At 70.1% G+C, this 11,539-nt stretch carries 11 protein-coding genes; 7 read left to right on the forward strand and 4 right to left on the reverse strand.

Going from position 1 to position 11,539, the window contains the following annotated elements; translation table 11 throughout:
• Positions 1–14 precede the first annotated feature (14 nt).
• The 7 genes from gcvT to RAMLITH_RS08830 all read left to right on the forward strand — a co-directional run bounded on the left by gcvT (position 15) and on the right by RAMLITH_RS08830 (position 6,855).
• Positions 15–1,169 (forward strand): glycine cleavage system aminomethyltransferase GcvT, encoded by a 1,155-nt coding sequence (gcvT, locus tag RAMLITH_RS08800; RefSeq protein WP_168106984.1) that lies wholly within the window; start codon positions 15–17, stop codon positions 1,167–1,169.
• Positions 1,170–1,209: 40 nt separating this feature from the next.
• A complete protein-coding gene (gene gcvH, locus RAMLITH_RS08805; protein WP_168106985.1) occupies positions 1,210–1,584 on the forward strand; it encodes a glycine cleavage system protein GcvH in 375 nt (124 codons plus the stop codon).
• A gap of 77 nt (positions 1,585–1,661) precedes the next feature.
• Complete coding sequence (gcvP, locus tag RAMLITH_RS08810) at positions 1,662–4,607, forward strand: aminomethyl-transferring glycine dehydrogenase (RefSeq protein ID WP_168106986.1); 2,946 nt, start codon at positions 1,662–1,664, stop codon at positions 4,605–4,607.
• Positions 4,608–4,618: 11 nt separating this feature from the next.
• Positions 4,619–5,374, forward strand: a complete 756-nt coding sequence (locus tag RAMLITH_RS08815; RefSeq protein ID WP_168107223.1) for a TSUP family transporter — start codon at positions 4,619–4,621, stop codon at positions 5,372–5,374.
• Positions 5,375–5,462: 88 nt separating this feature from the next.
• Positions 5,463–5,912: an Hsp20/alpha crystallin family protein gene (locus tag RAMLITH_RS08820; RefSeq protein ID WP_168106987.1), complete on the forward strand. Its 450-nt coding sequence runs from the start codon at positions 5,463–5,465 to the stop codon at positions 5,910–5,912.
• Positions 5,913–5,928: 16 nt separating this feature from the next.
• On the forward strand, positions 5,929–6,330 hold the full coding sequence (locus RAMLITH_RS08825) for an Hsp20/alpha crystallin family protein (RefSeq protein WP_181017764.1): 402 nt from the start codon (positions 5,929–5,931) through the stop codon (positions 6,328–6,330).
• Positions 6,331–6,465: 135 nt separating this feature from the next.
• The gene (locus tag RAMLITH_RS08830) at positions 6,466–6,855 is read left to right on the forward strand and encodes a response regulator (RefSeq protein WP_168106988.1); all 390 of its coding nucleotides are present in this window, start codon (positions 6,466–6,468) and stop codon (positions 6,853–6,855) included.
• A 6-nt stretch (positions 6,856–6,861) separates the two neighbouring features.
• Here the strand turns inward: RAMLITH_RS08830 and RAMLITH_RS08835 are convergent, their stop codons facing one another.
• From RAMLITH_RS08835 to RAMLITH_RS08850, 4 genes are all read right to left on the reverse strand, one after another.
• Positions 6,862–7,512, reverse strand: coding sequence for a DsbA family oxidoreductase (locus tag RAMLITH_RS08835; RefSeq protein ID WP_168106989.1), 651 nt, complete (start codon positions 7,510–7,512; stop codon positions 6,862–6,864).
• A 135-nt stretch (positions 7,513–7,647) separates the two neighbouring features.
• Positions 7,648–8,655: an SDR family oxidoreductase gene (locus RAMLITH_RS08840; RefSeq protein ID WP_168106990.1), complete on the reverse strand. Its 1,008-nt coding sequence runs from the start codon at positions 8,653–8,655 to the stop codon at positions 7,648–7,650.
• 90 nt (positions 8,656–8,745) lie between these two features.
• Entirely contained in the window at positions 8,746–8,940 is a 195-nt protein-coding gene (locus RAMLITH_RS08845) for a DUF3606 domain-containing protein (protein ID WP_168106991.1), read from the reverse strand.
• A gap of 47 nt (positions 8,941–8,987) precedes the next feature.
• Positions 8,988–11,441: a hybrid sensor histidine kinase/response regulator gene (locus RAMLITH_RS08850; protein ID WP_168106992.1), complete on the reverse strand. Its 2,454-nt coding sequence runs from the start codon at positions 11,439–11,441 to the stop codon at positions 8,988–8,990.
• Positions 11,442–11,539 lie beyond the last annotated feature (98 nt).

An 11,539-nucleotide genomic window follows, 5' to 3' on the forward strand; every position in this document is an offset into this window, starting at 1 on the left:
CCATGGTGTGTACCATGGCTCAATCGCCCCTGGAGAGCCGCGTGCCAGAACAACAGAATCTCCTCGCAACGCCGTTGAACGCGCTGCACCTCGAGTTGGGAGCCCGCATGGTTCCCTTCGCCGGCTATTCGATGCCGGTGCAGTATCCCGGCGGCCTCATGGCCGAGCATCAGCACACGAGGACCGCCGCCGGCCTCTTCGATGTCTCGCACATGGGCCAGTTGCGCCTCGTTGGCCCCGATGCCGCCGCCGCATTCGAGACCCTCATGCCGGTCGACGTGATCGACCTGCCCGTCGGCAAGCAGCGCTACGGCCTGCTGCTGACCGACGAAGGCACGATCATCGACGACCTGATGTTCGTGAACCGGGGAGAAGATCTCTTCGTGATCGTCAACGGCGCCTGCAAGGCCGGCGACATCGCTCACATCCAGGAACGCATCGGGTCGCGCTGCCAGGTGGTCCCGATGCCCGAGCGCGCGCTGCTGGCCCTGCAGGGACCGCAAGCCGTGCAGGCGCTCGGGCGCCTGCTGCCGGGCGTCGAGCAGTTGGTGTTCATGACGGGCCGGCGCTTCGACTGGCAGGGCGGCGAGCTGTTCATCACCCGCAGCGGCTATACCGGCGAGGACGGCTTCGAAATCTCGGTGCACGAGTCGCAGGCCGAAGCGCTCGCTCGCGCGCTACTCGCCCAGCCGGAGGTCAAGCCGATCGGGCTGGGCGCGCGCAACTCGCTGCGGCTGGAAGCAGGCTTGTGCCTGTACGGCAACGACATCGACACGACCACCACGCCGGTCGAGGCGGGGCTCAACTGGGCGATCCAGAAGGTGCGTCGCACCGGCGGCGCCCGCGCGGGTGGCTTTCCCGGCGCCGACAAGGTGCTGGGCCAGTTGCAGGGCACGGTACCCCTCGGGCGCAAGCGCGTCGGGCTGGTTGCCCTGGAGCGCGTCCCGGTGCGCGAGCACACCGAGCTGCGCGGGGCCGACGGGCAGCGCGCCGGCGAAGTCACCAGCGGACTGCTGGGGCCGACCATCGACCGGCCGGTCGCCATGGCCTATGTCGCCGCCGACCTCGCGGCCCCAGGCTCCCGCCTGGATGCCATCGTGCGCGGCAAGGCCGTGCCGATGGAAGTGACCAGCATGCCATTCGTCCCGAACCGCTATTACCGCGGCTGAAGCCCACCCCCAATTTCCCGAGAAACCACAGGAGCAGCACATGACCGTCAAGTACACCCAGGAGCACGAGTGGATCCAGCTCGAGGACCACGAGGCCGCCGTCGTCGGCATCACGCTGCATGCGCAGGACGCGCTCGGCGACGTGGTCTTCGTTGACCTGCCCGAAGTGGGCCGCACTTATGCCAAGGGCGAGGTCGCCGGCGTCGTCGAATCGGTCAAGGCCGCCGCCGACGTCTACATGCCGATCGCCGGCGAGGTCACCGAAGTCAACGAGGAGCTGCGGGCCAACCCGGCGCTGGCCAACAGCGATCCCATGGGCAACGGCTGGTTCTTCAAGATCCTGATCAAGGACATGGCCGAATTCGACGTGCTGATGGACGGCCCCGACTACGAGAAGTTCGCCAAGAGCGCCTGACCACGCCGCGCGGCTGGCCTGCCAGCCGCCGCCGGCTGCCGGAAGCGTTCCGGCACGACGCAACCCCCGGAGCCCCCATGTTGATGCAATCCGCCCGCCCGCTCGGCGAACTCGAAGATCCGTCCGAATTCATCGCCCGCCACATCGGCGTCGGTCCGGCCGACGAACAGCACATGCTGTCGGCGATCGGCGAGCGCTCGCGCCGCGCGCTGATCGACAGCATCGTGCCGCGCTCGATCGCGCGCCGTGACGCGATGAAACTGCCGCCGGCCGCCGGTGAGGCGGCGGCGCTGGCCGAACTCAAGGCCATCGCCAGCCGCAACCAGGTCTTCAGGAGCTTCATCGGCCAGGGCTACCACGGCACGTACACGCCGCCGGTCATCCTGCGCAACGTGCTGGAGAACCCGGCCTGGTACACCGCGTACACGCCTTACCAGGCGGAGATCAGCCAGGGCCGCATGGAAGCGCTGGTGAACTTCCAGACGATGATCTGCGACCTGACCGGCATGCCGATCGCCAACGCGTCGATGCTGGACGAAGCCACCGCCGCCGCCGAGGCGATGACGCTGGCCAAGCGCAGTGCCAAGGCCAGGTCCAACACCTTCATCGTCGCAGCCGACTGCCATCCGCAGACGATCGAGGTGATCCAGACACGCGCGCGCCCGCTTGGCATCGAGGTGCTGGTCGGCTTCGCGCCGGATCTCATGAAGCAGCACGACTACTTTGGCGTGCTGGCCCAATATCCGTCGACCGGCGGGACGATCCACGACCTGCGGCCGCATGTGGCCGAGGCGCATGCCAAGGGCGCCGCGTTCTGCGTTGCGGCCGACCTGCTGGCGCTGACGCTGCTTTCGCCGCCCGGCGAATGGGACGCCGACATCGTGCTGGGCACGACGCAGCGCTTCGGCATGCCGATGGGCGCCGGCGGCCCGCACGCCGCCTACCTGGCCTGCCGCGACGAATACAAGCGCTCGCTGCCCGGCCGGCTGGTGGGCGTCAGCATCGACAGCCACGGCAATCCGGCGTACCGCCTCGCCCTGCAGACGCGCGAACAGCATATCCGCCGCGAAAAGGCCACGTCGAACATCTGCACCGCGCAGGTGCTGCCGGCGGTCGTGGCCAGCATGTACGCCGTCTACCACGGCCCCGCCGGGCTCAGGCGCATCGCCACCCGGGTGGCTTCGTACACCGCCATCCTGGCCAACGGCCTGCAGGAAATGGGCTACCAGCTCGCGTCCGACACGGCCTTCGACACGGTGACCGTGCAGACCGGCGACGCGACCGACCTCATCGCCGGGCGGGCGCACGCCGCGCGGGCCAACCTGCGCCGCGCCGGGGCCGGCGCGCTCGGCATCAGCCTGGACGAGACCACGACGCGCGACGACGTCGCCCTGCTGTGGTCGTTCTTCGCCAAGCCCGGCCAGCCGCTGCCGGACCTCGCACGCTTCGAGAAAGGCATCGAGCCGCTGATTCCCGGCGCGCTGCGCCGCACCGGCGGCTTCCTGACGCACCCGGTGTTCAATACGCACCATTCCGAGACGGCGATGCTGCGCTACATGCGCGCGCTCTCCGACAAGGACCTGGCGCTGGATCGCAGCATGATCCCCCTGGGCAGCTGCACGATGAAGCTGAACGCGACCAGCGAGATGATCCCGATCACCTGGCCCGAGTTCGCGCATGTGCATCCTTTCGCGCCGCGCGACCAGCTGGCCGGCTACGCCGAGCTCGACGAGCAGCTGCGCGCCTGGCTGTGCGAGGCCACCGGCTATGCCGGCATCAGCCTGCAACCCAACGCCGGCTCGCAAGGCGAGTACGCCGGCCTGCTCGCGATCAAGGGCTTCCACGAGAGCCGCGGCGAGGCGCATCGCAACGTGTGCCTGATCCCCTCGTCGGCGCACGGCACCAATCCGGCCAGCGCCCAGATGGCGGGGATGCAGGTGGTGGTGACCGCCTGCGACGCCAACGGCAACGTGGACCTCGCCGACCTGCGTGCCAAGTGCGAGCAGCACGGTGCCAACCTCGCCGCCGTGATGATCACGTACCCGAGCACGCACGGCGTGTTCGAGATGCAGGTGCGGGAGCTGTGCGAGATCGTGCACAGCCACGGCGGGCGGGTCTACGTCGATGGCGCCAACATGAACGCGCTGGTCGGCGTGGCGGCCCCCGGCGAGTTCGGCGGCGACGTGAGCCACCTGAACCTGCACAAGACCTTCTGCATTCCGCATGGCGGCGGCGGTCCCGGCGTCGGCCCGGTCTGCGTCGTGGCGGACCTGGTGCCCTTCCTGCCCGGCCACCACACGGCCGGCGCGAGCGGCGCCTACGTCAGCTCGACGAGCACGGCCGCCACGCCGCCCGCGCGCCGCGCCGGCGACAAGCCGACGGGCCTCGGCGCGGTTTCCGCCGCGCCACTGGGCAACGCGGCGGTGCTGCCGATCAGCTGGATGTACTGCCGCATGATGGGCGCCGACGGACTGCGCCAGGCGACCGAGGTGGCGATCCTCAACGCCAACTACATCAGCGCGCGCCTCAAGGACCATTACCCCACGCTGTACGCCAGCGAGAACGGGCATGTCGCGCATGAGTGCATCCTGGACCTGCGCCCGTTGAAGGAGACCAGCGGCGTGACGGCCGAGGACGTCGCCAAGCGCCTGATCGACTACGGCTTCCACGCGCCGACGCTGAGCTTCCCGGTACCGGGCACGCTGATGGTGGAGCCGACGGAGAGCGAAACACGCGAGGAGCTGGACCGCTTCATCGCCGCCATGATCGCGATCCGCGAGGAGATCCGCCGCGTCGAGCGCGCCGAGTGGCCGCAGGACGACAACCCGCTGAAACACGCGCCGCACACCGCGGCCAGCCTGCTCAAGGCGGATTGGCGGCACGCGTATCCGCGGGACGCGGGAGCGGCCGTGCTCGACGAGCGGCGCCATGCCAAGTACTGGCCGCCGGTCGGTCGCGTGGACAACGTCTACGGCGACCGCAACCTGGTCTGCAGCTGCCCGCCGATGTCGGCCTACGAGTAAGGCTGGCGCCGATCGACGCGCTGATCGTCACCGTCGCCGGCGTAGCCGCCCTCGCCGGGTTCGTGCAGGGACTGTCCGGGTTCGGTTTCGGCCTCACGGCGATGACGCTGTGGGCCTGGACACTCGAGCCGCGGCTGGCCGCGCCGCTGGCGGTGTTCGGCGCGCTCACCGGCCAGCTCATCGCGGCGGTTTCGGTGCGGCGCGGCTTCGACGTGAAGCGCCTCGCGCCCTTCATCGCCGGCGGCCTGCTGGGTGTGCCGCTGGGCATCTTCATCCTGCCCCGGCTGGACATTCCCCTGTTCAAGGGACTGCTCGGCCTGATGCTGGTGGTGATGTGCCCCCTGATGGCACTGGCACCGCGCTTCCCGCATGTGCGCGGCAGCCGGCTGGGCGATGCGATCGCGGGCGCGGCCGGCGGCGCCATGGGCGGCCTGGGCGGCTTCACCGGCGTGGTACCGACCTTGTGGTGCACGCTGCGCGGATTCGACAAGGACGCCCAGCGCGCGGTGATCCAGAACTTCAACCTCGCCATGCTGGTGGTCGCGTTCGCCGGCTACGTCGCCAGCGGCATCGTCACGCGCGACATGGTGCCGCTCTTTGCCATCGTGGCACCGGCGATGCTGATCCCGTCGCTGCTCGGCGCGCGGCTGTACGCCACCATCAGCGACACGGGCTTTCGCAACGTCGTCCTGGGGCTGCTGACGCTCTCGGGCGCGGTGCTGCTGGTGGCCGCCGCGCCGGTGCTGTGGCAGCGCTGGACCGTCTGAACGCCCCTTGAAATCGGCGCCGGCGGCGCCATGTCGGAAACGCGCGGCGCAAACCCGCGCCTACCCCTCTGTCTCAAGGAGAGCTGTGATGATCAATGCATCATTCAGACCTGCGGCGGACCTCTTCTCCGAGTTCAACCGCCTGCAGAGCATGCTGGACCAGGTGTTCCGGCCGGCCGAACGGTCGAGCATCCGCGGCCTGACCGGATCGAGCTTCCCGGTCATCAACGTCGGCACAACCCCCGAATCCGTCGAGATCATGGCGCTGGCGCCCGGCCTCGAGCCCGACAGCCTGCAGCTGACCGTGGATCGGGGCCTGCTGGTGATCGCCGGAGAGCGCAGGAGCCAGGTCCCCGAGCCGGGCGACAACACCAGCGTCTACGCGCAGGAGCGCTTCGCCGGCGCCTTCCGGCGGGTGGTGAGCCTGCCGGAAGACGCCGACCCGGCGAAGGTGGACGCCACCTATCGCGACGGCATCCTGCGGGTGAGCGTGGCCAAGCGCGAATCGTCGCGCCCGCGCCGCATCGAAGTCAGTTGACGGTGAGGAGCTTGCCATGGACAGCAACATTCAGACCCGGGAACGCAACGTGCAACAGCGGCCGCAGGACGAAGGCGAGCGCAGCGCGCCATTCGTCGTCCCGCCGGTGGACGTCTTCGAGAACGAATCGGGCATCACGCTGCTGGCCGACCTGCCTGGCGTGCCGCGCGAGCGGCTCGGCGTGCGGGTGGACGGCGACAGCCTGTTCATCGAGGCGACGGCCGCGTCCAGCGGCCCCGACAACATGGAACTGGTTTACGGCGAGGCGCAGATTCCGTCCTACCGGCGCCAGTTCACGCTCAGCCGCGAACTCGATGCCTCGCGCATCGAGGCGGCGCTGAAGGACGGCGTGCTCAGGTTGACGATCCCGAAGCTCGAGGAAGCCCGGCCGCGGCGCATCGAGGTGCGGGTCGGCTGAGGCACCGGGACGGCGCCGGTCCGCTGGCGGCCGGCCCTCGCCCCGGCCACTTGCGGGCACAATGTGCACCTTCGCGCGCGGCCGCTGCAACGCGGCGCGCGGCACCGTGCAGGACAGCCGCAAGGAGACCGGGCGTTGACCCTCAAAGCGTTCATCGTCGAAGACCATGCGTCGATCCGCGAGAGCCTGGGCGAAGCACTGTGGGAGCTGGCGGGGATCGCGACGGCGGGGTTCGCCAGCAGCGAGAAGGCCGCGGTCGCCTGGTTGTCGAATGCCGACAACCAGTGGGATCTGGCGATCGTCGACCTGATCCTCGAGCCGGGCGGCAGCGGCTTCGGCGTGCTGCTCGCCTGCCGCGGCCGGCAGCCGCAGCAGAAGGTGGTCGTGCTTACCGCCACCGCGAATCCGGCGGTGCGCCGGCAGTGCGAAGCACTGGGCAGCGACGGCGTGTTCGACAAGTCGATGGAAACCGACGCGCTGATCGAATACTGCGCGAACCTGCCCGGCGCCACGCCGCCGGGATGAGGCGGTCTACGCGGCCGCCAGCTGGCGCAGCGCCTGCTCGAACACCTCGGGTGGCTGGCCGCCCTGGATCAGGTGCCGGTCGTTGATCACGACGGCGGGAACGGCCTGGATGCCGTGCTCCGTGTAGAAGCGCTCCTGCCGGCGGACCTCGTCGGCCCAGGCGCCGCTGGCCAGCACCTCGCGCGCGCGCAGCGCGTCGAAGCCGGCGTCCGTGGCCGCCTGGAGCAGCACCTCATGGTCTTCCATGTTGCGCCCGTGCGTGAAGTACGCCGCGAACAGCGCCTTCTTCAGCGCCCGCTGGCGGTCCGCCCCCTCGAGACCCGCCCAGTGCAGCAGCCGGTGCGCGTCGAAGGTGTTGTAGATGCGGTCGCGCCCTTCCTTGCGGAATTCGAAACCGAGCTGCGCGCCGCGCTGGCGGATGGCTTCGCGCGAGGCCGCCTGCTGCGCGGGCGTGCTGCCGTACTTGCGGGTGAGGTGCTCGGTGATGTCCTCGCCGCCCGGCGCCATGGCGGGGTTCAGCTCGAACGGCTGGAAGTGCAGCTCGGCGCGCACCTCGCCGGCCAGGCGCTGCAGCGCCTGCTCCAGGGAAGCCAGCCCGATGGCGCACCAGGGGCAGGAAATGTCCGAGACGAAATCGATCTTGAGGTCGGCAGGCATGGACTCATTCTGCGTCACCGCGCGCGTCCTTGCATGGGACGTGGAATGCGGGGGCAGCACGCAGAGCCCCGGACCGGGAGCGGGACGCAGAAGCCTCGAAAGAACGGCCTCTGCCGCTCCCCCTTTCGCCGCCGCTCAGTCCCCCACCTTCCCCGTCACCGGCAGCACGATGCCCGTGATGTAGCTGGAGCACACCGGCGCGGCGAGGAACACGTAGGCCGGTGACAGCTCTTCGGGCTGCGCCGGCCGCTTCATGTCGGTCTTGGCACCGAACTGCGCCACCTTGTCCGCCGGCTGGTCGGCCGGGTTCAGCGGCGTCCACACCGGCCCGGGAGCCACCGCATTCACCCGGATGCCCTTGTCGACCAGGCTGCTGGCCAGCGACATCGTAAAGGCGTGGATCGCGCCCTTGGTAGCCGAGTAATCGAGCAGCTGCGCGCTGCCGCGCAATCCCACCACCGAGCCCGAGTTGATGATCGAGGCGCCTTGCCCGAGGTGCGGGATCGCCGCCCGCGCCATGTAGAAGTAGCCGAAGATGTTGGTCCTGAAGGTTTCCTCCAGTCGCTCGTCGGTGATGTCCTCCAGGGAATCGGCGTGTTCCTGGAACGCCGCGTTGTTGACCAGGATGTCGAGCTTGCCGAATCGCTCCACGGTCTGCTCCACCGCGTTCCGGCAGAACGCCGAGTCCTTGACGTCACCCGCGATCAGCAGGCATTGCCGGCCCTCCTGCTCGACGGCGCGCTTCGTGGCTTCGGCGTCCTCGTGGGCATGGAGGTACACGATCGCCACGTCGGCGCCTTCGCGGGCATAAAGCACCGCCACCGCCCGCCCGATGCCGGAATCGCCACCCGTGACGATCGCGACCATGTCCTTGAGCTTGTCGCTGCCGCGGTAATCGGGTGCCTCGAACCGGGGCTTGAGTTCCATCTGCGCCTCGATGCCCGGTTTTTCCATGTGTTGCGCGGGAAACGGCAGTTCCGGCTGCGCCCGGGCGCCGGCCTGGACGGCCTTCTCCTGCTGCTGGCCGCCGCCAGGCTTGCCTGGCGCGGCGTCCTTGCGGTCCTGTTCGCGCTGCAGCTCGCGCTGGCGCTCGCCGGCGCTATCCGCATCGCGCGCCTGGTTCTTCGCGCTGGGTTTGTCCATGGCCTGTTCCTTCCGGGTGAAAAGGCCACTATCGCGCGGCGAGCCGCGCGCCGCTGTCGAAAGACGTGAGCGGCCGAGGTAGGACGGCGCTTACCGGGCGGGCGCGGGACCCGGCCGTTTCGCTCCCAGGTGGCGCTGCACTTGCGCGGGATCGTGTCCGGCATGCTGCACGGCGTCGCGCAGCTCGTCGATGCTGACGTCGAAGATGCGGCACCAGTACGCCACGTCGGTTTCCCGGGTCAGGTCGATCCGCTGGCGGTCCGCGGGTGGAGGGGTGTCATGCATGACTGCTCCTGTTGGTGGTTCGATCGCGCGCCGCGTCGGCGAGTTCCTCAGCCGCCGGCCAGCTGCTGCAGGCGGCTCGGATCGACGGGCTTGGTCCAGTGCTCGTCGAAACCGGCCTGCGCGGCCATCCGCTTGTCCTGTTCCTGGCCCCAGCCGGTCAGCGCGATGAGCCGCGGCTGGCGCACGCCCGGCAGCGCGCGCACCTGCCGGGCGACCTCGTAGCCGTTGATGTCGGGCAGCCCGATGTCCAGGAGCACGACGTCCGGCCGCAACTCGTTCACGGCCAGCACCGCGGAGGTGCCGTCGTTGGCGACGTTCACGTCGCAACCCATCATCCGCAACAGCTCCGCCAGCGTCGCGGCGCCGTCCACGTTGTCGTCCACCACCAGGATGCGCGGCCTGGTCGCCGCGCGCGGCTGCAGGGGCTGCGGCCGGGTGTCCCCGTCGTCCTCGCCGGATGGCACGGCGACGTGCCGCGGCAGCCGGACGATGAACTCGCTGCCGGCACCGAGGCCGGGGCTGCGGGCCTCCACGGTGCCGCCGTGCAGCCGCACCAGGCCCTCCACCAGCGACAGCCCGATGCCGAGGCCGCCCTGGTGCCGATCCGCCGGATGACTCACCTGCGTGAACAGGCCGAAAACCCTGGTCAGCATGTCGGGCGCCAGCCCTTCGCCCGTGTCGCGGACCCGCACCTCCACGGCGTCCGGCCCCGCCTGCACCACGACGTCGATCTGCCCGCCGGGCGGCGTGTACTTGCTCGCGTTGTTCAACAGGTTGGCGAACACCTGCGCGAGGCGGACCGGATCGCCGTCCACCTCCACCGGCTCGTCGGGCAGCACGAGCGACAGGCCGTGCCGGGCCGCCTCGATGTGCGGCCGGCTGGTCTCGATGGCGCTGCGCAGCACCGACCCGAGGTCGGCCGGCTCCTTCTTCAGCTCGATCTTTCCGGTGGTGATGCGCGAGACGTCGAGCAGGTCGTCCACCAGCCGGACCAGCTGGCCGACCTGGCGTTCGATCATGCCGGCCACCTGCATCACCCTCTGCGCGTCGTGGGGCGCCCGCCCGATGATCGTCAGGCCGTTCCACACCGGCGCCAGCGGATTGCGCAGCTCGTGGGCCAGGGTGGCCAGGAACACGTCCTTCGCCCGGTCCGACTCCTGCACGGTGCGCAGCAGCATGGCGTTTTCGATCGCCACCGCCGCCCGCCGCGCCAGGTCCTCGGCCAGGGCAAGGTCCTGGGCCTCGTAGCGCCGCTGCGACTCGGCAGTGACGAACGTGATCACGCCGAGGGTGCGTCCGCGCACCGCCAGCGGCACGCCGATGTACGAACGCACGCCCATCGCGCGCAGCAGCTCGAGGTAGTCGCGCTGCTGCACGGCCCGCCGCAGGAGGTCGTCCGAGATCTCTGCGATGCGCTCGGCCCGCCCCGTCCGCAGCACGTGCAGCGGTCCCGCCCCCGCGATTCGGGCCGGGTCGGGCGGAAAGCGCCGGTGCATCTCGCGGGCGAACTGCTCCTTGCGCGGATCGCGGTGCGCCACGGCCACGCGCTCCAGGGCGCCGTGCTCCGACAGGATGTCGACCATGCACCAGTCGGCGAATTCGGGAACCGCCAGGTGCGCGATGCGGTCGAGCGTGCCCTGGTAGTCGGTGAGCCCGGCCAGCTCGGCGCTCGCCTGCGCCAGGAACCGCAGGTCGCTTTCCACGCGCTTGCGCCGGGTGATGTCGACGCAGACGCCGGCCACGGCCGACGGCTCGCCGCGCGCATCGACGAAGAGCTTGCTGCGCGCTTCCACCCAGTGCACGCTGCCGTCCGGCCAGACGACGCGGTACTCGATGTGCTGCCCCTGCCGCTGCACGATCGTGTCGCGCACGCCTTGGGCCACGCGGTCCCGGTCCTCCGGGTGGATCAGGTGCTGGTAATCGCCGGTATCAGGCGGGCGGGCGCCCGGTGCCATTCCGTGGATCTCCGCCATGCCGGGCCACCAGACGACCTCGCGGTGCGGCAGGTTCACCTGCCACACCCCCATGCCGCCGATCTCCAGCGCGAGCTGCAGCCGTTGCTCGCTCGCCTGCAGGGTCTCGGTCAGCAGCCGCAGCCGCTCCTCGCCCTGCTGCTGCTGGGTGCGGTCGCGCAGGATCTTCACGAAACCGGTCACGGCGCCGGTGTCGCCGCGCAGCGGCATCAGCTCGCCGGACGCCCAGAAGCGCTCGCCCCCGCTGCGCTGGTGCCAGCGCTCGTCGGCCGCGCGCCCGGTGCGCCGGGCCTGGTCCATCTCGCGCTCCACCATGCCGGCAGCGACGTCCTCCGGGGTGAAGATTCGATGCAGCGACTGCCCGGCCATCTCCTGCTCGCTCCAGCCGAGGATGCGCCGCGCGCCTTCGTTCCAGCTCACGACCCGGCCCTGCTCGTCGGTGCCGATGATCGCGTAGTCGATGGCGCCTTGCACGATCTGCCGGTAGTGGCGATCCAGGTCGAGCGGTGGCAGGGAGCGATCCGGCATGGGAGGGAGCGGGTGTTGCGCACAGCGTAGCCGATTCTTCGGCAGGCAACCAAATGCGAAGGCGGCCACGCCTGACCGCCGGTCGCGGCGCCGCCCGG

The organism is Ramlibacter lithotrophicus (genome assembly GCF_012184415.1).
Lineage (GTDB): Bacteria > Pseudomonadota > Gammaproteobacteria > Burkholderiales > Burkholderiaceae_C > Ramlibacter > Ramlibacter lithotrophicus.

Bases quoted from the DNA above. Each gene is read 5' to 3' on its own strand.
- gcvT (WP_168106984.1), top strand. From the start codon at position 15: ATGGCTCAATCGCCCCTGGAGAGCCGCGTGCCAGAACAACAGAATCTC.
- gcvH (WP_168106985.1), top strand. From the start codon at position 1,210: ATGACCGTCAAGTACACCCAGGAGCACGAGTGGATCCAGCTCGAGGAC.
- gcvP (WP_168106986.1), top strand. From the start codon at position 1,662: ATGTTGATGCAATCCGCCCGCCCGCTCGGCGAACTCGAAGATCCGTCC.
- RAMLITH_RS08820 (WP_168106987.1), top strand. From the start codon at position 5,463: ATGATCAATGCATCATTCAGACCTGCGGCGGACCTCTTCTCCGAGTTC.
- RAMLITH_RS08825 (WP_181017764.1), top strand. From the start codon at position 5,929: ATGGACAGCAACATTCAGACCCGGGAACGCAACGTGCAACAGCGGCCG.
- RAMLITH_RS08835 (WP_168106989.1), bottom strand. From the start codon at position 7,512: ATGCCTGCCGACCTCAAGATCGATTTCGTCTCGGACATTTCCTGCCCC.
- RAMLITH_RS08840 (WP_168106990.1), bottom strand. From the start codon at position 8,655: ATGGACAAACCCAGCGCGAAGAACCAGGCGCGCGATGCGGATAGCGCC.
- RAMLITH_RS08845 (WP_168106991.1), bottom strand. From the start codon at position 8,940: ATGCATGACACCCCTCCACCCGCGGACCGCCAGCGGATCGACCTGACC.
- RAMLITH_RS08850 (WP_168106992.1), bottom strand. From the start codon at position 11,441: ATGCCGGATCGCTCCCTGCCACCGCTCGACCTGGATCGCCACTACCGG.